The 19,676-nt window shown below is 72.1% G+C and carries 17 protein-coding genes; 13 read left to right on the forward strand and 4 right to left on the reverse strand.

What is annotated here, in order from left to right; translation table 11 throughout:
* Positions 1-22: 22 nt before the first annotated feature.
* A complete protein-coding gene (locus tag OHA55_RS20575; RefSeq protein ID WP_266708428.1) occupies positions 23-1,603 on the reverse strand; it encodes an acyl-CoA carboxylase subunit beta in 1,581 nt (526 codons plus the stop codon).
* Positions 1,604-1,784: 181 nt separating this feature from the next.
* Between OHA55_RS20575 and OHA55_RS20580 the strand changes: the two genes are divergently transcribed.
* The 5 genes from OHA55_RS20580 (at position 1,785) to hutH (ending at position 7,982) form a co-directional block, all read left to right on the forward strand.
* The gene (locus OHA55_RS20580) at positions 1,785-2,675 is read left to right on the forward strand and encodes a biotin--[acetyl-CoA-carboxylase] ligase (RefSeq protein ID WP_266708429.1); all 891 of its coding nucleotides are present in this window, start codon (positions 1,785-1,787) and stop codon (positions 2,673-2,675) included.
* A gap of 264 nt (positions 2,676-2,939) precedes the next feature.
* Entirely contained in the window at positions 2,940-4,145 is a 1,206-nt protein-coding gene (locus OHA55_RS20585; protein ID WP_266708430.1) for an adenylate/guanylate cyclase domain-containing protein, read from the forward strand.
* Between the two features lie 78 nt (positions 4,146-4,223).
* Complete coding sequence (locus tag OHA55_RS20590; protein WP_266708431.1) at positions 4,224-5,039, forward strand: enoyl-CoA hydratase/isomerase family protein; 816 nt, start codon at positions 4,224-4,226, stop codon at positions 5,037-5,039.
* A gap of 98 nt (positions 5,040-5,137) precedes the next feature.
* On the forward strand, positions 5,138-6,292 hold the full coding sequence (locus OHA55_RS20595; RefSeq protein ID WP_266708432.1) for a GGDEF domain-containing protein: 1,155 nt from the start codon (positions 5,138-5,140) through the stop codon (positions 6,290-6,292).
* A 145-nt stretch (positions 6,293-6,437) separates the two neighbouring features.
* The gene (gene hutH / locus OHA55_RS20600; RefSeq protein WP_266710846.1) at positions 6,438-7,982 is read left to right on the forward strand and encodes a histidine ammonia-lyase; all 1,545 of its coding nucleotides are present in this window, start codon (positions 6,438-6,440) and stop codon (positions 7,980-7,982) included.
* Between the two features lie 79 nt (positions 7,983-8,061).
* Here hutH and OHA55_RS20605 read toward each other — a convergent pair whose 3' ends face one another.
* The gene (locus OHA55_RS20605; protein ID WP_266708433.1) at positions 8,062-8,367 is read right to left on the reverse strand and encodes a hypothetical protein; all 306 of its coding nucleotides are present in this window, start codon (positions 8,365-8,367) and stop codon (positions 8,062-8,064) included.
* 302 nt (positions 8,368-8,669) lie between these two features.
* Between OHA55_RS20605 and OHA55_RS20610 the strand changes: the two genes are divergently transcribed.
* The 7 genes from OHA55_RS20610 (at position 8,670) to OHA55_RS20640 (ending at position 16,111) form a co-directional block, all read left to right on the forward strand.
* Positions 8,670-9,050: a hypothetical protein gene (locus OHA55_RS20610; RefSeq protein ID WP_266710848.1), complete on the forward strand. Its 381-nt coding sequence runs from the start codon at positions 8,670-8,672 to the stop codon at positions 9,048-9,050.
* A 305-nt stretch (positions 9,051-9,355) separates the two neighbouring features.
* On the forward strand, positions 9,356-10,621 hold the full coding sequence (locus OHA55_RS20615; RefSeq protein ID WP_266708434.1) for an Ig-like domain-containing protein: 1,266 nt from the start codon (positions 9,356-9,358) through the stop codon (positions 10,619-10,621).
* A 210-nt stretch (positions 10,622-10,831) separates the two neighbouring features.
* Entirely contained in the window at positions 10,832-12,322 is a 1,491-nt protein-coding gene (locus OHA55_RS20620; protein WP_266708435.1) for an ABC transporter permease, read from the forward strand.
* Between the two features lie 49 nt (positions 12,323-12,371).
* Positions 12,372-13,055, forward strand: coding sequence for an ABC transporter ATP-binding protein (locus tag OHA55_RS20625; protein ID WP_266708436.1), 684 nt, complete (start codon positions 12,372-12,374; stop codon positions 13,053-13,055).
* Positions 13,056-13,530: 475 nt separating this feature from the next.
* Complete coding sequence (gene gdhA / locus OHA55_RS20630) at positions 13,531-14,883, forward strand: NADP-specific glutamate dehydrogenase (protein ID WP_323180433.1); 1,353 nt, start codon at positions 13,531-13,533, stop codon at positions 14,881-14,883.
* Between the two features lie 352 nt (positions 14,884-15,235).
* On the forward strand, positions 15,236-15,610 hold the full coding sequence (locus OHA55_RS20635; RefSeq protein WP_266710850.1) for a helix-turn-helix domain-containing protein: 375 nt from the start codon (positions 15,236-15,238) through the stop codon (positions 15,608-15,610).
* Positions 15,611-15,694: 84 nt separating this feature from the next.
* Positions 15,695-16,111 (forward strand): DUF4190 domain-containing protein, encoded by a 417-nt coding sequence (locus OHA55_RS20640; RefSeq protein WP_266708438.1) that lies wholly within the window; start codon positions 15,695-15,697, stop codon positions 16,109-16,111.
* 270 nt (positions 16,112-16,381) lie between these two features.
* Here the strand turns inward: OHA55_RS20640 and msrA are convergent, their stop codons facing one another.
* Positions 16,382-17,047 (reverse strand): peptide-methionine (S)-S-oxide reductase MsrA, encoded by a 666-nt coding sequence (msrA, locus tag OHA55_RS20645; protein WP_266710852.1) that lies wholly within the window; start codon positions 17,045-17,047, stop codon positions 16,382-16,384.
* A gap of 265 nt (positions 17,048-17,312) precedes the next feature.
* Entirely contained in the window at positions 17,313-18,419 is a 1,107-nt protein-coding gene (locus OHA55_RS20650; protein ID WP_266708439.1) for a hypothetical protein, read from the reverse strand.
* 67 nt (positions 18,420-18,486) lie between these two features.
* On the opposite strand from OHA55_RS20650, the gene OHA55_RS20655 reads away from it, so the two are divergent.
* Positions 18,487-19,632, forward strand: a complete 1,146-nt coding sequence (locus OHA55_RS20655) for a cystathionine gamma-synthase (protein ID WP_266708440.1) — start codon at positions 18,487-18,489, stop codon at positions 19,630-19,632.
* Positions 19,633-19,676: the final 44 nt, after the last annotated feature.

Genomic DNA, 19,676 nt, shown 5'->3' on the forward strand with positions numbered 1-19,676 from the left:
TCGGTGTACAGCTGCGCGGGGCCTACAGCGGGATGTTGCCGTGCTTCTTCGGCGGCAGGGACTCGCGCTTGGTGCGCAGCTGGCGCAGCGCCTTCACGACGTGCTTGCGGGTGTCCGAGGGCATGATCACCGCGTCGACGTAGCCGCGTTCGGCCGCGACGTACGGGTTGAGCAGCGCGTCCTCGTACTCCGTCATCAGCTGCGCGCGGGTCGCGTCGGGGTCCTCGGCGGCGGCGATCGTGCGGCGGTGCAGGATGTTGACCGCGCCCTGCGCGCCCATCACGGCGATCTGGGCGGTCGGCCAGGCGAGGTTGACGTCGGCGCCCAGGTGCTTGGAGCCCATGACGTCGTACGCCCCGCCGAACGCCTTGCGGGTGATGACCGTGATCAGCGGGACGGTCGCCTCGGCGTAGGCGTAGATCAGTTTGGCGCCCCGGCGGATGATGCCGCCGTACTCCTGGTCCACGCCCGGCAGGAAGCCCGGCACGTCCACGAAGGTCAGCACCGGCACGTTGAACGCGTCGCAGGTACGGACGAAACGCGCGGCCTTCTCGCTGGCGTCGATGTCGAGGCAACCGGCGAACTGCATCGGCTGGTTGGCGACGACACCGACCGGCCGGCCCTCCACGCGGCCGAAGCCGGTGATGATGTTCGGCGCGAACAGCGCCTGGGTCTCCAGGAACTCGGCGTCGTCCAGCACGTGCTCGATGGCGGTGTGCATGTCGTACGGCTGGTTCGCCGAGTCGGGGATCAGTGTGTCGAGCTCGCGGTCCTCGTCGGTCGTCTCCAGGTCCGCCTCCTCCGGGAAGGCCGGCGGCTCGGAGAGGTTGTTCGAAGGCAGGTACGACAGCAGGGACTTGACGTACTCGATGGCGTCCTTCTCGTCGCCCGCGAGGTGGTGGGCCACACCGGAGGTGGAGTTGTGGGTGCGCGCCCCGCCCAGCTCCTCGAAGCCCACGTCCTCACCGGTGACGGTCTTGATGACGTCGGGCCCGGTGATGAACATGTGCGAGGTCTGGTCGACCATGACCGTGAAGTCGGTGATCGCGGGGGAGTAGACCGCACCGCCCGCGCAGGGACCGACGATCAGCGAGATCTGCGGCACCACGCCGGACGCGTGCACGTTGCGCCGGAAGATCTCGGCGAACAGCCCGAGCGCCGCCACCCCTTCCTGGATGCGGGCGCCGCCGCCGTCGTTGATGCCGATGACCGGGCAGCCGGTCTTCAGCGCGAAGTCCATGACCTTGACGATCTTCTCGCCGTAGACCTCGCCCAGGGAACCGCCGAAGATCGTGAAGTCCTGGGAGTACACGCACACCGGACGGCCGTCGACCGTGCCGTACCCGGTCACCACCCCGTCCCCGTAGGGACGGTTCTTCTCGATGCCGAAGTTGGTGGAGCGGTGACGGGCGAACTCGTCCAGCTCCACGAAGGAACCCTCGTCCAGGAGCAGGTCCACCCGCTCCCGCGCGGTGAGTTTGCCCTTCGCGTGCTGCTTCTCGACCGCGCGCTCGGAACCCGCGTGCGTGGCTTCGCCGATACGGCGCTGCAGGTCCGCGAGCTTGCCCGCGGTGGTGTGGATGTCGCTCTGCGGCTCGGACATCGGGTGGCGGCTCCCTGCCTGGTCACGGGACATGACGGGGGCTCGGTCCGCGGCGACGGGCCCGGCACGCACCCACGGGAAGCCCTCGTTCCTGTACAGCTACTGCCTCGTAGCGTATCGGCGGGCCCGTCGATCGGCAGTGCGTCCTCGTGCGTCCTTTGCCACACCTAGGGTGGCTTGTATGACACCCCCGGATGCGCTTTCGAACCGCTGGTCGGACCTGGACCGGCCGCCCCTGAACACCGCCGCGCTCCGCCGCGGACTGCTGCGGCCGGGCGCGCTGTGGACCTCGCTCGACGTGGTGGAGGAGACCGGCTCCACCAACACCGACCTCGCCGCCCGGGCCGCCCGGCCCGCCGCCCCGGATTCGGGGCGTCCGCTCGCCGAGGGGGCGGTGCTCGTCGCCGAGGTGCAGAACGCCGGACGCGGCCGGCTCGACCGGGTCTGGACCGCCCCGCCGCGCTCCGGGCTCTTCCTCTCCGTGTACCTCGCGCCCACCGAGGTACCCGTGGAGCGCTGGGGCTGGCTGCCGCTGCTCACCGGGGTCGCCGCCGCGACCGGGCTGGCCCGCGCGGCCGGGGTGGACATGGCGCTGAAGTGGCCCAACGACCTGCTGGTGACCGTGGACGGCGCCGAGCGCAAGACCGGCGGCATCCTCGCCGAACGCGCCGGGGACGGCGTCGTCGTCGGCCTCGGCATCAACGTCTCGCTCCGCGCCGACGAACTCCCCGCCCCCACCGCCGGCTCCCTCGCCCTCGCCGGAGCCGTCTCGCTCGACCGCGAGACTCTGCTGCGGGGCGTGCTCCGCTCGCTGGAGCAGTGGTACGGCGAGTGGCGGGCGGCGGGCGGCGACGCGGCGGGCAGCGGCCTCCAGGCGGCGTACGCGGCCGGCTGCGCCACGCTGGACCGGACCGTGCGGGCCGAGCTGCCGGGCGACCGCTCGGTGGTCGGGCAGGCCGTCGCGGTCGACGGCGACGGCCGGCTGATCCTCTCCACCGGCGACGGCCTCCAGCAGCCGGTCTCGGCGGGCGACATCGTGCATCTGCGCGGCGCGGCGGGCGGGCTCGTCTGACGGGGGCGGGCGCCCGGGAGACCGATTCGTGTGAATGTTCTGTCATCGTCCGGGAGTGCGAGGAGAGGCGTACGGAGAGTGAACGCGCGCCACTCCGACGGGTGAACGCGGCGCACGCCGGAGTGCGAAAGCGTGAGTTGTCACGTCCGACGCACCCGTACCGGGCCATCGAGGACGTGAGCCAGGGCACACCTGCCGTATCGTTGAGGCGATCCAGCGACAGATCGGCAGGGCAGTGCGCAGGGAACGGGCAGGAGGCGGCTGGTGACCGTCGGCGACACGGGTTCGGACGCGGGCGCGAGGCCCCCGTCGGACCCCTCGGTCCATGCCACGCCCCATCACGAGGTCGACCACACGGCCGAACCGACCGACGATCCGCTGGCGATCCGGCTGGAACAGCTGATCCTCGGCGCCGACCGCCAGTACACCCCCTTCCAGGCCGCCCGCACCGCCGGCGTCTCCATGGACCTGGCCTCGCGCTTCTGGCGGGCCATGGGCTTCGCCGACATCGGCCAGGCCAAGGCGCTCACCGAAGCCGACGTTCTGGCGCTGCGCCGCCTCGCCGGTCTGGTCGAGGCAGGACTGCTCAGCGAGCCGATGGCCATCCAGGTGGCCCGCTCCACCGGCCAGACCACCGCCCGCCTCGCCGAATGGCAGATCGACTCCTTCCTGGAGGGCCTCACCGAGCCCCCCGAGCCCGGAATGACCCGCACCGAGGTCACCTACCCCCTGGTCGAACTGCTGCTCCCGGAGCTCCAGGAGTTCCTCGTCTACGTGTGGCGCCGCCAGCTGGCCGCCTCCACCGGGCGGGTCGTCCAGGCGCAGGACGACGAGGAGATGGTCGACCGGCGGCTCGCGGTGGGCTTCGCCGACCTGGTCGGGTTCACCCGGCTCACCCGGCGGCTGGAGGAGGAGGAGCTCGGCGAGCTGGTCGAGGCGTTCGAGACGACCGCAGCCGACCTGGTGGCCGCGCACGGCGGCCGGCTGGTGAAGACCCTCGGCGACGAGGTGCTGTTCGCCGCCGACGACGCCGGTACGGCCGCCGAGATCGCGCTCCGGCTCATCGAGGCGATGTCCGCCGACGCCACGATGCCCGCCCTGCGCGTGGGCATCGCCTTCGGCACCGTCACCACCCGGATGGGCGATGTCTTCGGCACCACGGTGAACCTGGCCAGCCGGCTCACCTCGATAGCCTCGAAGGACGCCGTCCTGGTGGACGGGGCGTTCGCCGAAGAGCTGATCCGCACCGGCGACTCGCCCGAGTCCGAGGCCCGGGCCGCCGAGGAGGCCGCCGCCGCGGCCGAGCGGGCGCGGATCGCCGAGAAGGAGGGCCGCACGCCCGCCGACGAGCCGCCGCTGCCCGCCTACCGCTTCCAGCTCCAGCCGATGTGGCAGCGGCCGGTGCGCGGACTCGGCGTGGTCGAACCGTGGATGCTGACCCGGCGCGCCCCGCGCGGGGGCGGTCGCTGAGGCCGTTCCGGTTCGCCCCGGCAGCCCCTGGCACGCCCTAAGCTCCCCCGGAACGCCACCACCGGAGGGATGGAACCCATGAGTGTCACGTCCGAGCAGCGGTTCGGGGAGTTCGTCGTCGTACGGCGTCACACGGAGCCCGCGCACGTCGCGGAGCTGGTGCTCGACCGCCCGAAAGCCATGAACGCGGTCTCCTCCCAGATGGCCCGGTCCGTCGCCGCCGCCTGCGAGGCGCTCGGCGCCGACCCGGACGTACGCGTCACCGTCGTTTCCTCCAGCAGCCCGAGCGCCTTCTGCGTGGGCGCGGACCTCAAGGAGCGCAACTCCCTCAGCGACGCCGAGCTGGGCGGGCAGCGGCCCCTCTCGCGCGCCGCGTACACCGGGGTGCTGGAGCTGCCGATGCCGGCCGTGGCCGCCGTGCACGGTTACGCGCTCGGCGGCGGCTTCGAGCTGGCGCTCTCCTGCGACGTGATCGTGGCCGACCGCACCGCCGTGGTGGGACTGCCCGAGGTGTCGGTCGGGGTGATCCCGGGCGGCGGCGGCACCCAGCTGCTGCCCCGGCGGGTCGGCGCGTCGCGGGCGGCCGAGCTGATCTTCACCGCGCGCCGGGTGGAGGCGGCCGAGGCCCTGGCCCTGGGGCTGGTGGACGAGCTGGTGGCGGAGGGTACGGACCGGGACGCGGCGCTGGCGCTGGCCGGCCGGATGGCCGCCAACTCCCCGGTCGGGCTGCGGGCGGCGAAGCGCGCCCTGCGGCTCGGCCACGGGCTGGACCTGCGGACGGGGCTGGAGGTGGAGGACGCGGCCTGGCGGTCGGTGGCCTTCTCCGGCGACCGGGCGGAGGGCGTGGCCGCGTTCAACGAGAAGCGGAAGCCGCGGTGGCCCGGCCTGGGGTGACACCGAGTGACGGCGGAGCCGGGGGAGCCCGGCGCGCTGTCGCCCCGCACCGGATCGTCGAGCGATCACACCGGCCCATACGTACATAAGCTGGTGAGATGGGTGGTGACGATGTGCGACTGCGGGCGGTGGTCTCGCTGGCGCAGACGATGGCGGCGGCCTACACCGCGAAGGAGTCGTGGCGGGCCGCGGCGCTGGGCGCCTGCGAGGCGCTGGGCGGTTCCTTCGCCGCGCTCTCCGTGTGGGAACGCGACCTGGGCAGGCTCAAGGTCCTGGTGAACGCCGGGGAGCGCGCCGAGGGCGAGGAGGAGTTCCCCGAGGACGAGGCCTACCCCGTCCACCGGTTCCCGGAGATCACCGAGTTCCTGCACGAGCGCTGGGCGGGCGGCGGGGAACCCGACGCCTGGGTGGAGACCGCGGAGGGGCACCCGGCCACCGGCGCGCCGGCCCGCGGCGCCCGGCCCTTCTGCCACCAGCGGGTCGCCGCGCTCCAGCGGCGTGGCCGGGGCTGCTGCGTGGTCGCGCCGATCGTGCTGCACGGCCGGGCCTGGGGCGAGCTGTACGTGGCCCGCCCGGCCGGGGTGCCCGTCTTCGACCGGGACGACGCCGACTTCGCGACGGTGCTCGCCGCCGTGGTCGCGGCGGGCATCGCGCAGACCGAGCGGCTGGAGGAGGTGCGCAAGCTCGCCTTCACCGACCCGCTGACCGGCCTCGCCAACCGCAGGGCCGTGGACATCCGGCTGGACGAGGCGGTGGAACTGCACCGGGCCGAGGACGCCGTGGTCAGCCTCGTGGTCTGCGACCTGAACGGGCTCAAGGCGGTCAACGACACCCATGGCCATGCCGTCGGCGACCGCCTGCTGGAACGTTTCGGCTCGGTGCTCTCGCTGTGCGGGGCCATACTGCCGGGCGCCCTCGCCGCCCGGCTCGGCGGCGACGAGTTCTGCCTGATCACGGTGGGCCCCGGGGCGGACGAGGTGGTCCGGGTCGCGACCGAGCTGTGCGAGCGTGCCGCCGCGCTGGAGCTGGGGGACGGGGTGGCCTGCGGGGTCGCCTCCACCGGCGACCCGATCGGGCAGGTCCGCTCGGCCCGGCGGCTCTTCCGGCTCGCGGACGCCGCCCAGTACCGCGCGAAGGCGGACCGCGCGGTGGGCCCGGTGGTGGCCGGACGGGACGGTGAGGTGATGCGGCTGGCCGACTCGCCGCCGACCCCGGCCCACGACCGCCGCAGGCTCCGGGGAAACCGGCCCTGAGGATGCCGGGGCGCGGGACACCCGGCGGCACGGGCGAGGGGTTGGCCGGGCCCGGAGCGGCAACGGTGAAGGGCTTGGTAAGGGGTCAACCCGGCGACCACTGGTGACATGGCCAGTTTCAGTACGTAGGGTTCTGAATATGGATATGCACACAGTCGTGGTGGGGACCTCCGGCACCACCGCCGAGGACGTCCTGGCCGTGGCCCGCGAGGGCGCGCGCGTGGTCCTGTCCCCCGAGGCCTTGGACGCCCTCGCCGCAGCCCGCAGGACCGTCGACGCGCTCGCCGCCCGGCCCGAGCCCGTCTACGGCGTCTCCACCGGCTTCGGCGCCCTCGCCACCCGCCACATCAGCCCCGAACTGCGCGGACGCCTCCAGCGCAACATCGTCCGCTCGCACGCGGCGGGCATGGGCCCGCACGTGGAGCGGGAGGTGGTGCGCGCGCTGATGTTCCTCCGGCTCAAGACGGTCGCCTCCGGCCACACCGGCGTACGCCCCGAGGTCGCGCAGACCATGGCCGACCTCCTCAACGCCGGAATCACCCCGGTCGTCCACGAGTTCGGCTCGCTCGGCTGCTCCGGCGACCTCGCCCCGCTCTCGCACTGCGCGCTCGCGCTGATGGGAGAAGGGGAGGCGGAGGGCCCCGACGGCACCGTGCGCCCCGCCGCCGAACTCCTCGCCGAGCACGGCATCACCCCGGTCGAACTGCGCGAGAAGGAGGGCCTCGCCCTCCTCAACGGCACGGACGGCATGCTCGGCATGCTGGTGATGGCCCTCGCCGACCTGCGCGCCCTCTACACCGGCGCCGACATCACCGCCGCGCTCTCCCTGGAGGCGCTGCTCGGCACCGAGAAGGTCCTCGCCCCCGAACTGCACGCCATCCGCCCGCACCCCGGGCAGGGCGTCAGCGCCGCCAACATGCTGCGGGTGCTGGAGGGTTCCGGTCTCACCGGCCACCACCAGGACGACGCTCCCCGGGTCCAGGACGCCTACTCCGTACGCTGCGCGCCCCAGGTCAACGGCGCGGGCCGGGACACCCTGGCCTACGCCGCGACGGTCGCCGACCGGGAGCTCGCCTCGGCCGTCGACAACCCGGTGGTGCTGCCGGACGGGCGGGTGGAGTCCAACGGCAACTTCCACGGCGCCCCGGTCGCGTACGTCCTCGACTTCCTGGCGATCGTCGCCGCCGACCTGGGCTCCATCTGTGAACGCCGTACCGACCGGCTGCTCGACAAGAACCGCTCGCACGGGCTGCCGCCGTTCCTCGCCGACGACGCCGGGGTGGACTCCGGTCTGATGATCGCTCAGTACACCCAGGCCGCCCTGGTCAGCGAGATGAAGCGGCTGGCCGTGCCCGCGTCCGCCGACTCGATCCCCTCCTCCGCCATGCAGGAGGACCACGTCTCGATGGGCTGGTCGGCCGCGCGGAAGCTCCGTACCGCCGTGGACAACCTCACCCGGATCGTCGCGGTCGAGCTGTACGCGGCGGCGCGCGGGGTCGAACTGCGCGCCGCCGGAGGGCTGTTCCCGGCCCCCGCCTCCCGTGCCGCCGTCGAGGCGCTGCGCGAGGCGGGCGCCGAGGGGCCGGGGCCGGACCGTTTCCTCGCCCCCGACCTGGCCGCCGCGGACGCGTTCGTCCGTGGCGGCGGGCTGGTCCGGGCCGTGGAGGCGGTCACCGGCCCGCTGGACTGACGCGGGCCGGCCGCCCGCCCGCCCGTGGAATTGGCGGGCGGGCGGGCGACGGGCTGTCGGACGAACGGCCGACGGAGTGTCAGGCGGCCGAGGACGCCCGGCGGTCCGAGCGGGCCACGTACCCCGCGCCCAGGCCCAGCAGGACCGTGCCGCCGATCAGGTACGGCGTGGTCCCCACGCTGGAACCGTCGCCCGCCTGGGCGAACGACCGGCTCGACGAGCCGTACGACTCGCCCTCCCGCTGCACCGGGACGGTGGCGGTTCTCGCCGACGCGGTGTGCGAGGACGTGTCGTCCGTGTGCTTCGCCGACGGTACGAAGCAGAGTGCGCCGAGCACGATGCCCGCGGCGGAGACGGTCAGCAGTGTGCGACGAGTGATGGTCACAGATTCGATCCCCTGACGACGACCTTGAGTTGACCCCCGTGGGCCGATGGTACGACCTTCATCCAGGAGCCCCGCGCGGCCCCGGCGCGTCCGGCCCCCTCCCGCGCACGCACCGCCCCGCCGTAGCCACCCGACGCGCCGCGCCCGCAGGGGTCGCGGGAGCACGCGGGATGCGGAGCCCTACGCTCCGGCCTATGAGCACTTCGGAAAGCACTTCGGCGAACACGGCGCGCGGCTTGGCACGGGACACCGGGGACGCGGTGGACGAGGGCGCCGCGCAGCCCTCCTTCATCCGTCTCCAGGTGGAACTGGTGGTGGAGATCACGGACCTGGAAGCCCTGACCGGCACCGCCCTGGAGGCGGTCGCCGCCGAGTACGAGGACGCCCTCCCCGACCCCGACGACCACGGGACGGAACAGGAACGCAGGCATGCCGAGGCACTTGTCCGGGCAGACGCCGCAGAGGCACTCGCTTCACTGATCGACCCGTTCGACCTGGTCGGCGCGGTGCCGGGGATCGAGCTCGCGCAGGCGTCGTGGAGCAGCGAGGCCGTCGAGCACGATCCGTACGACGACGACGACGAGTACGACGTGGAGGCGTACGAGTACGACGAGGCCGACGACGACGACGAGGCCGACGACGACGAGGCCGGCGAGGGCGGCACGGCCGCCGGGCGGAAGTAGCCCGGGAGCCGGTCCGCGGGACGTACGGGGAGAATGGAAGGGGCGACCGCGCGGACTGCCGTCCGCGGCGACCGTTCCGACCTGTGAGGACGCCGTTTCCGGGCCGCACGGCGGCCCGGAGCGGAACCGCGCCGGACCGCCTCCGCCGAGGCGGGAACCAAAGGCCGCCGGGAATGCGTCGGTCAGTGGTGTTCCCCACATCCCGTACGGATGTGGAACGGATCGCCACCGACCGGGGTTCTGGAACATTGACGGGGATTCGCGTCTGGCGGCGCCGTTACGGGGATTTTGGGGAATTGGCAACGATGGAGAAGCGTGTGATCACGGACAGCAAGCGGCGCAAGGGCCTGATGGCCGCGTCCGCACTGCTCGGCGGCGTGCTGGTGCTCTCGGCGTGCAGCGGCGGCGACGATTCCAGTCCCTCCGCCGGCACTTCCCAGAAGTCCCAGGCACAGGTCGACAAGGCCGCGGCCCAGGACGTGTCCGAGGCCCAGATATCGATCGAGCCCAAGACCGGTTCCACCAACGCCAGCATCAACAACGCCGCCAAGGTGACCGTCGTCAAGGGCACGCTGACCACCGTCGCCATGAGGACCGCGGCCGGCGACACCGTCGAGGGCACGATCGCCGCGGACGGCAAGAGCTGGAAGCCGGACGCCCAGCTGGAGCGCTCCACCACATACAAGATCAACGCCACGGCGAAGGACTCGGACGGCCGCGAGGCGCACGAGAACGGCTCCTTCACCACCGTCTCGCCCGACAACAGCTTCATCGGGAACTTCACCCCCGAGGACGGTTCCACCGTCGGCGTCGGCATGCCGGTCTCGATCAACTTCAACAAGGCGATCACCGACAAGGCGGCCGTGCAGGCCGGCATCACCGTCACGTCGAGCAGCGGCCAGGAAGTCGTCGGCCACTGGTTCAACTCGCAGCGCCTCGACCTGCGCCCCGAGGACTACTGGACGGGCGGCTCCACCGTCACGCTGAAGCTCGCGCTGGACGGTGTCGAGGGCGCGGACGGCGTCTACGGCGTGCAGCAGAAGACGGTCACCTTCAAGGTGGGCCGCAACCAGGTCTCCACCGTGGACGCGAAGGCGCACACGATGACCGTCACCCAGGACGGGAAGACGATCAAGACGATCCCGATCTCCTCCGGTTCTCCCGACAACCCCACGTACAACGGCCAGATGGTGATCTCCGAGAAGTACAAGGAGACCCGCATGAACGGTGCCACGGTCGGCTTCACCGACGACGACGGCAAGGGCGAGTACGACATCAAGGACGTCCCGCACGCCATGCGCCTGTCGAACTCCGGCACCTTCGTCCACGGCAACTACTGGGGCGACCCCAGCATCTTCGGCTCGGCCAACACCAGCCACGGCTGCGTCGGCCTGCAGGACGTCAAGGGCGCCGGCGACGCCGACCAGCCCGCCGCGTGGTTCTACAACCACTCGCTCATCGGCGACGTGGTCATCGTGAAGAACTCCCCGGACAAGACGATCTCCCCGGACAACGGCCTCAACGGCTGGAACATGAGCTGGGCCGAGTGGACGGCCGACTCGGCCGCCTGATCCCCGGCACTCCCCGTTCCCGTACGAGGGCGGTGGCACCCCGGTCCGCACACGGACCGCCCGGTGCCACCGCCCTCGGGCGTTCGGGGCGACAACGGGCGTTCTGGGACGGTTGCGCCCGGTGCCCGGGAGTTCCCGGCCCGGCAGGTTCTCATCCTCCTCTCATGAGGGCCTTAACTCACCATCACGCCCGGTCCATAGGTTCGCGGCATGTTCTTCACCTACCTCCGGCGCGAGCTGCGCCGTCGCAGAAAGGCGGCGCTGGTCGTCGCCTCGGGGCTCGCCCTCGGCATTGCGCTGGTCATCGTCGTCAGCTCGGTCACCGCCGGGATGGGCAAGGCCCAGGACAAGGTCCTGGAATCGCTGTACGGCCTCGGCACGGACATGACCGTGACCAAGGCCGCCGCGGCGCAGGGCTCCACGGGCGCCCAGGAGCGCCCGAGGTTCAACTTCGACGCCAACGACAGCGACGACGACGCGACGCAGTCCACCGACCGCGTCATGGTCCAGGGCTTCCAGACCCTGGCCGACTCCACGGTCACCAAGGTCGGCAAGCAGACCGGCGTGGCGAACGCGGTCGGCGGCCTGAGCCTGAACGTCATGAAGGTCGACGGCCAGTTCAAGCGCGGCGAGTTCAAGCAGGACCAGTCCTCCGGCAGCGGCGGCGGTCAGGGCGGCTCCGGCGGCCAGGGCGGCGGCAGTGGCGCTCCGCAGGGCCGTGTCGAGGGCGGCGGTGCCTCCTTCGACGTCAACTCCTTCACCGTGTACGGCACCGACGTCACGCACCAGGACCTCGGTCCGCTGACCTCCTCCGAGATCACCAAGGGCCGTACCTTCAAGACCACGGAGACGAACGGCAAGGTCGCGATCGTCGACGCCTCTTACGCCAAGGAGAAGTCGCTCGCGGTCGACAAGACCGTCACCATCTCCGGCACCAAGTTCACGATCATCGGTGTCTCCACCGCCAGCAGCGGTGACGCCGCCGCGAACGTCTACATCCCGCTCCAGCAGGCCCAGACGCTCTCGGACTCGAAGTCCAAGGTCACCACGGTCTACGTGAAGGCCAAGGACTCCACGGCGATCGACAGCGTCAAGTCGACCATCCAGAAGAACATCTCGGGTACCACCGTCACCACCTCGGCCGACCTGGCCGACACGGTCTCCGGCTCCCTCTCCACCGCCTCCGACCTGGCCTCCAGCGTCGGCAAGTGGCTCTCCATCGTCGTCCTGATCGCCGCCTTCGTGGTGGCCGGCCTGCTCACCTCCTCGGCGGTCAGCCGCCGCGTCCGCGAGTTCGGCACCCTGAAGGCCCTCGGCTGGAAGAGCGGCCGGGTCACCCGCCAGGTCGTCGGCGAGGCGCTCGTCAACGGCCTCATGGGCGGTGTCCTCGGCATCGCCGTCGGCCTGGCCGGCGCGTACATCGTCACCGCGATCAGCCCCACCCTCACCGCGGAGCTCGGCTCCGGTGGCGGCGGCGGTGGCGGTGGCGGCTTCGGCGGCATGGGCGGCGGCGGGGCGGGCGGCCCCGGCCGTCAGTCCGCCGCGAAGACCCTGGACATCGCGCTCACCGCACCGGTCTCCGTCTCCACCATCGTGATCGCTGTCGTACTGGCCGTGGCGGGCGGGCTCATCGCCGGCGCGTTCGGCGGCTGGCGCGCCTCCCGGCTGCGCCCGGCCGACGCCCTGCGCCGCGTCGAGTAGTCACCGGCTCCACGACCTCATCTTCCGTACGTACAGCAGGAGTCCACACGTGTATCAGCTCAGAGGCGTCACCAAGCGCTACATGCGGGGAAAGACCAAGGTCGACGCGCTCGCCGGTGTCGACCTGACCATCGAGGACGGTGGCCGGCTCGTCATCCAGGGCCCCACCGGCGGTGGCAAGTCCACCCTCCTCCAGATGCTCGGCGGTCTCGACCGGCCCACCGAGGGCACCATCGAGCTCGACGGCGTCGACCTCGCCAAGCTCTCCGAGGCCAAGCTCACCAAGGTCCGGGCCGAGTCCATCGGCTTCGTCTTCCAGAGCTTCAACCTGATCCCGACGCTCACCGCCGCCGAGAACGTCGAGACCGCCCTGGTCCCGCTCGGCATCGGCGCGAAGGTCCGCCGCGAGCGTGCCATCGAGGCGCTGGAGTCGGTCGGCCTCGGCGACCGCCCCACCCACCTGCCGAGCGAGATGTCCGGCGGGCAGCAGCAGCGCGTCGCCATCGCCCGCGCGCTCGTCAAGAAGCCCAAGGTGCTCCTCGCCGACGAGCCCACCGGGAACCTCGACGAGTCCATGCGCGACGAGATCATGACGCTGCTCGAAGGGCTCTGGAAGGAGCTGGGTCTGACCTTCGTCATGGTCACCCACGACAGCTCCCTCGCTCGCAAGGCCCCACGCCTCGCGACCATCCGCAAGGGCAAGGTCACCATCACGGAGAACGCCTCCGCCTGACCCGATCCGCCCGCGCACGGAACGCGCCGACCGCCCCCGGGCGGCCGGCGCGTTCGCGTACCCGGGTACGTCGCGAACCCGCCCTCCGCACACCGGTGGAGGAACAAGAAGGCCGCGAGCGACCTGGAGGCATGGCAGACGCGAGGGTCGATCCGTGTGTGTTTCACGTCACGTCCGAAGGTGGTCCGGTGGGCGGCGGGAAGTCCGTGATCCTTCGGAACCGTACGGCTGTTCGGCGGCCCGGTCCGTCCGCCATGACCGCGGTGCGATGGTCACTATGTGGATGATCCGGAGAGCGCATCCCTTCCGAGAGGACAATTGAGCCATACACCGGCTTCTGTCCGTCCCGCGCGCTACCCGCACACGCACGGGGGGCGACGAGGGCCGGGCGCGCTCTCGGGACGGGCGCGCACGTATCTGCCACTGCTCCAAGGAAGGTCTTGATCAGATGTCGGTATCTTCTCGATCCGCTCTCATGCCCACGGCCGAGAGCCGCGTCATCGAGCCGCTCTACGCGGAGGTGCTCCGGCGCAACCAGGGTGAGACGGAGTTCCACCAGGCCGTCCGGGAGGTCCTGGAGACCCTCGGCCCGGTGCTCGCCGCGCGCCCCGAGTTCGTCGACGCCCGGATCATCGAGCGGCTGTGCGAGCCCGAGCGTCAGCTCATCTTCCGCGTGCCGTGGTCGGACGACAACGGCGACATCCACGTCAACCGCGGCTTCCGCGTCGAGTTCTCCAGCTCGCTCGGCCCGTACAAGGGCGGACTGCGCTTCCACCCCTCGGTCAACCTCGGCATCGTCAAGTTCCTCGGCTTCGAGCAGATCTTCAAGAACGCCCTCACCGGCATGCCGATCGGCGGCGGCAAGGGCGGCTCCGACTTCGACCCCAAGGGCCGTTCGGACGCCGAGATCATGCGCTTCTGCCAGTCCTTCATGACCGAACTCCACCGCCACCTGGGCGAGTACACCGACGTCCCCGCCGGTGACATCGGCGTCGGCGGCCGCGAGATCGGCTACCTCTTCGGCCAGTACAAGCGGATCACCAACCGCTACGAGTCCGGTGTCCTCACCGGCAAGGGCCTCGGCTGGGGCGGTGCCCAGGCGCGTACCGAGGCCACCGGCTACGGCTGCGTCATGTTCACCTCCGAGATGCTGCGCGTCCGCGGCGAGTCGCTGGAGGGCCAGCGCATCGCCGTCTCCGGCTCCGGCAACGTCGCCATCTACGCCATCGAGAAGGCCCAGCAGCTCGGCGCCACCGTCGTCACCTGCTCCGACTCCAGCGGCTACGTCGTGGACGAGAAGGGCATCGACCTCGACCTGCTCAAGGAGATCAAGGAGCAGAACCGGGGCCGGGTCGCCGACTACGCCGAGCGTCGCGGCGCCTCCGCCACGTTCGTGCCGGGCACCGGTCCGTGGTCCGTGCCGGTCGACGTCGCGCTGCCCTGCGCCACGCAGAACGAGCTGCACGAGGAGGACGCCCACGCGCTCGTGCGCAACGGCGTGAAGGCGGTCGCCGAGGGCGCCAACATGCCCACCACCCCCGAGGCCGTGCGCGTCTTCCAGGAGGCGGGCGTCGCCTTCGCCCCCGGCAAGGCGGCGAACGCCGGCGGCGTGGCCACCAGCGCGCTGGAAATGCAGCAGAACGCCTCCCGCGACTCGTGGACCTTCGCCCACACCGAGGCGCGGCTGGAGGAGATCATGCGGCACATCCACGACTCCTGCCACACCACCGCCGAGCGCTACGGCAGCCCGGGCAACTACGTGGTCGGCGCCAACATCGCCGGCTTCGAGCTGGTCGCCGAGGCGATGCTGGCCCAGGGCCTCATCTGACGGCCGACCGTTCCCGTACGGGGGCCGGAACCACGCGCGTACGTGCGGGGGACCGGCCCCCGTGGCGTTCCGGGGCCTTGCCGCCGCCGCCCCTGGGTTGCGCCGTTTCTCCATCAGCAGATCCGCCGAGGGCGCAGGGCCGTACACCCCACGGGCGCGGCTCCCCTCCTACGCTGGAGCGATGACGACCCGAGCGAGGGACACCAGCCCGTACGACGCCACCCCGTACGACGCCACCCCGGACGCCACCCCGCGCGACACCGGCCCGCGCGACATCGCCTCTTACGACGCCACCCCGTACGCGAGCAGGCAGGCGCGCGTGGCCGCGCGCGGCCTCACCCGCGACGCCCGGGTGATACCCCTGCGGCCGGTCCCCGCGATCCCTCCGCCCGTACCCGAGGCGCCCCGGGAGCCCCTGCTGCGCGACCTCGTCGGCGAGGTGCTGCGCCAGGAACGCCTCGCCCAGGACCGGACGCTGAAGGATGTCGCGGACGCGGCGCGGATCTCCTTCGCGTACCTCTCCGAGCTGGAGAGGGGCCGCAAGGAGGCATCCTCCGAGGTCCTCGCCGCCGCCGCGCACTCCCTGGGGATCGGCCTCGCCGACGTACTCGGCCGGGCCGCCGCCGAGCTGGACCGCCGTCGCGTCGCGCTCGCCGCCGCGACCCGCGCGCAGGGGCGTACACCGGGCGGTGCGCTGCCCAGGAACCAGGTCCGGCTGGCCGCCTGACGGTCCGTCGGTCCCCTCGGGGGAGGCTCCGACGGCGCCGTAGGATTCGTGCCGAGCGGGCACGGAATTCACGGGGGACGGCGCATGAGCGACGCGGACGGCACACCGACGGCGGCGGACGGGCAGCAGAGCCAGGGCCACCTACCGGCCCAGGGCCAGGGCGTACCCGCCCAGGGCGGGGATTCCCTGCCCAGGAACCGGGCGGCTCAGGTCAGCGGCGTCTTCGCGCTGGGCGCGATCGGCGCCCTCGGCAACTTCGCCACCGGCATCGCGCTGATCAACCCGGGCATCTTCGTCGCTCTCGCGGCCCTCTGCGCCCTGATCGCCATCCCCGTCGGCCACGTGGGCCGCTTCCGGGGCAAGCGCCTGGGCGGCAGCGGGCGCGGGGTCGCGTTGGCGGCCATCCTGACGGGCTGGCTGGTGCTGCTGGTCTGCCTGCTCGCGGCGCTGGCCTTCATCGGCCTCGTGGCCGGCCTGGCGGCGCTCACCGACAACACCTGAGCCCGGCGCCTGGACCGATGCCTGAGCCCGGCGCCTGGACCGATGCCTGAGCCCGGCGCCTGGACCGATGCCTGAGCCGGCGCCTGGACCGATGCCTGAGCCCGGCGCCTGGACCGATGCCTCAGCCGGAGCCTGAAGCGGCACTGACCCGTTTCGCCACACGCGTAGGACGCCGGAGAGGGGCGCCCTCCCGGTGGATGCCACCGGGTGGACGCCCCTCTCCGGCGTCCGGAGCGTGCCGCCGGCCCCGTGGGCCCGGCACGGCGCGGATCAGCCCTGGGCGCGGGCCACGCCGATCGGGCAGGAGACGCCCGTGCCGCCGATGCCGCAGTAGCCGCCCGGGTTCTTCTCCAGGTACTGCTGGTGGTAGCCCTCGGCCGGGTAGAAGGTACGGCCCTCGGCGGGCAGGATCTCCGTGGTGATCTGCCCGTATCCGGAGCCCGTCAGGACCTTCTGGTACGCCTCGCGGGACGCGGCGGCGGCCTCGGCCTGCTCGGGCGAGTGGGTGTAGAGCGCCGAGCGGTACTGCGTACCGACGTCGTTGCCCTGGCGGAAGCCCTGGGTCGGGTTGTGCGACTCCCAGAACAGCTTCAGCAGCTCCGTGTACGGGACGACCTCGGGGTCGAAGACGACACGGACGGCCTCCGTGTGACCGGTCTGGCCGGAGCAGGTCTCCTCGTACGTCGGGTTCTCGGTGTAGCCGCCCTGGTAGCCGACGAGCGTCGTCCAGACGCCCTCCGTCTGCCAGAACTTGCGCTCGGCTCCCCAGAAACAGCCCAGCGCGAAGTCGGCGACCTCCAGGCCCTCCGGGTACGGGCCCTGCAGCGGGTTGCCGAGCACGATGTGACGGTCGGGCACCGTGAACGTCGGGGTCGGGCTGCCCTTCAGGGCCTGCTCGGGGGAGGGGAGCACGGGTGTACGGCCGAACAACATGATCGGTCCTCCTTCTACGGGGCGGTATCGGGACAACATCTCCGTACCGCCCCGCATTCCTCGCGGGAGGCGGTACCGGCCGTCCGCGGGCCGGGAGAGGCGTGGGCGTGCGGGGCGGACGGAGGGCGCGCCCAGGATGGCCGGTCAGCGCCGCGTCAGCGCCGGGTCAGCGCCGCGTCAGTGCCGGACAGCGGCGGGTCAGCGGGCAGGTCAGCGCCGGGTCGGTGCCGGTCCGCACCGTGCATGGCCGGTCACGGCCGGACACCGTCTACCCGAGCAGTCGCGCCGGGCTGCCGCCGTTCGCCTCGTAGCCGGCCACCGCGAGGGCGCGGTAGATCGCGTACTCGGCGGCCGGGTCGGAGTCCTCGGTCCAGGGCAGCGCCCCGACGTACCCGTCGATGTGGACGAACTGGTGCATCGCCTCGGACCAGCGCTCCATCCGGACCAGGAACAGCACCAGCAGATGCCGGACATGAGCGAGCATCGGATCGTCCTGCCGCGCCGAGTGGACCGCGTACATCGCGCCTTCGACGGCCTTCGTCACCGAGGCGCTCCGGTAGAAGTTCGGCGTCAGGTTGACCTCGGGCAGATTGTCGTAGAGGGAGAACAGCGGCAGCCCGGCGAGCAGCGAGCCCTGCGGGGCGCGCGCGGCGGCGGCGGTCGCGAACCGGTCGGCCAGCTCGCGCGAGCCGTGCCACTTCGAGGACCAGAAGTGCAGCGCCGCCAGATGTGCGCCGAAGTGCGCCGGGGCGCGGTCGACGACCTCCGCGTACAGCTGGTCGAACTCCTCGGGGGTGTACCCCAGTCCGCGTGCCACCGTCAGCCGCGTGATGTACGGGACGGGGTCGCCGGGAGCGAGCGCCGACGCCTCACCGGCCACCGTGCGCGCCTCGTCCAGCAGGACCCGGAAGTCCTCGCTGCCCACGGCCGAGGACCGCCACGCCTGCTGCACCAGGAACTCCGCGTGCACCGCCGCCGCACCCGGGTCCTCGGGCGCCTCGGCCCGCCACGAGCGCAGCCAGGCACCGCCCACGCCCGGGCGCGCGGCGAGTTCGAGCGAGGCCGCCCCCGCGAACGCCTGTACGCGCTGCCACCGGATCTCGCCCTTCACGGGCGTACCGGCCAGCAGTTGGGCCGCCGCACGCCACTCCTGGGTGGCCTGCACCACGTGGAGCACGTCGACCAAGTCCTGGTCGGGGCCGGGCAGTCGCACGTCCAGCAGCTCCTGCCGGACGAAGCCGTACGTCTCCGGGTCGGCGGCGTCCGGCGAACCGGGGGACACCAGCTGAATGCCGCCTCCCCGGCGGCGGCGCAGGAACGGGCCGAGCACCGCCACGACCATGCAGAGCGCGATCAGCAACCACAGAATCTCCATGGACCCATTGTCCCCGTACGGCCGAGCGTCCGGTGCGGGCCCTCGTGACGAACTACGCTCGGGCCTCATGACCGACCAGCACAGCTTCGAGACCCTCGCGATCCACGCGGGAAACACCGCCGATCCGCTCACCGGCGCCGTCGTTCCGCCCATCTACCAGGTGTCCACGTACAAGCAGGACGGGGTGGGCGGACTGCGCGGCGGGTACGAATACAGCCGCAGCGCCAACCCGACGCGTACCGCCCTGGAGGAGAACCTGGCGGCACTGGAGGGCGGCCGTCGCGGACTGGCCTTCGCCTCCGGGCTCGCCGCCGAGGACTGCCTGCTCCGCACCCTGCTCACCCCCGGCGACCACGTGGTGATCCCGAACGACGCCTACGGCGGCACCTTCCGGCTGTTCGCCAAGGTCGCCTCGCGCTGGGGCGTGGAGTTCTCGGTGGCCGACACCTCGGACGTGGCCGCGGTGCGCGCCGCGATCACCCCGCGCACCAAGGTGGTCTGGGTCGAGACGCCGTCCAACCCGCTGCTCGGCATCACCGACATCGCGGCCGTCGCGGGCGTCGCGCGTCAGGCCGGGGCCCGGCTGGTCGTGGACAACACCTTCGCCAGCCCTTACCTCCAGCAGCCGTTGGCGCTGGGCGCGGACATCGTGGTGCACTCCACCACCAAGTACATGGGCGGCCACTCCGACGTGGTCGGCGGTGCGCTGATCGTCAACGACGCGGGTCTCGCGGAGGAGTTGGCTTTCCACCAGAACGCCATGGGCGCGGTCGCCGGTCCGTTCGACGCCTGGCTGGTGCTGCGGGGCATCAAGACCCTCGCCGTGCGCATGGACCGGCACACCGAGAACGCCGGCCGGATCGCCGAACTGCTCACCCGCCACCCCCAGGTGACCCAGGTCCTCTACCCCGGACTGCCGGACCACCCGGGCCACGAGGTCGCGGCCAAGCAGATGCGGGCGTTCGGCGGCATGGTCTCCTTCCGCGTGAAGGGCGGCGAGGAGGCGGCCGTCGCGGTCTGCGACCGCGCGAAGCTGTTCACGCTCGGTGAGTCGCTCGGCGGTGTCGAGTCGCTGCTGGAGCACCCGGGACGGATGACGCACGCCTCGGCCGCCGGTTCCCCGCTGGAGGTCCCCGCCGACCTGGTGCGGCTCTCCGTCGGCATCGAGAACGGCGACGACCTGCTGGCCGACCTCACCCAGGCGCTCGGCTGACGGACAGCGCACCTTTCACCGCCGGACTTCCCCGCGGCGAAGGC

It is taken from the genome of Streptomyces sp. NBC_00102, from assembly GCF_026343115.1.
GTDB lineage: Bacteria > Actinomycetota > Actinomycetes > Streptomycetales > Streptomycetaceae > Streptomyces.

Bases quoted from the DNA above. Each gene is read 5' to 3' on its own strand.
- OHA55_RS20575 (WP_266708428.1), bottom strand. From the start codon at position 1,603: ATGTCCGAGCCGCAGAGCGACATCCACACCACCGCGGGCAAGCTCGCG.
- OHA55_RS20580 (WP_266708429.1), top strand. From the start codon at position 1,785: ATGACACCCCCGGATGCGCTTTCGAACCGCTGGTCGGACCTGGACCGG.
- OHA55_RS20590 (WP_266708431.1), top strand. From the start codon at position 4,224: ATGAGTGTCACGTCCGAGCAGCGGTTCGGGGAGTTCGTCGTCGTACGG.
- OHA55_RS20595 (WP_266708432.1), top strand. From the start codon at position 5,138: ATGGGTGGTGACGATGTGCGACTGCGGGCGGTGGTCTCGCTGGCGCAG.
- hutH (WP_266710846.1), top strand. From the start codon at position 6,438: ATGCACACAGTCGTGGTGGGGACCTCCGGCACCACCGCCGAGGACGTC.
- OHA55_RS20615 (WP_266708434.1), top strand. From the start codon at position 9,356: ATGGAGAAGCGTGTGATCACGGACAGCAAGCGGCGCAAGGGCCTGATG.
- OHA55_RS20620 (WP_266708435.1), top strand. From the start codon at position 10,832: ATGTTCTTCACCTACCTCCGGCGCGAGCTGCGCCGTCGCAGAAAGGCG.
- gdhA (WP_323180433.1), top strand. From the start codon at position 13,531: ATGCCCACGGCCGAGAGCCGCGTCATCGAGCCGCTCTACGCGGAGGTG.
- OHA55_RS20640 (WP_266708438.1), top strand. From the start codon at position 15,695: ATGAGCGACGCGGACGGCACACCGACGGCGGCGGACGGGCAGCAGAGC.
- OHA55_RS20650 (WP_266708439.1), bottom strand. From the start codon at position 18,419: ATGGAGATTCTGTGGTTGCTGATCGCGCTCTGCATGGTCGTGGCGGTG.
- OHA55_RS20655 (WP_266708440.1), top strand. From the start codon at position 18,487: ATGACCGACCAGCACAGCTTCGAGACCCTCGCGATCCACGCGGGAAAC.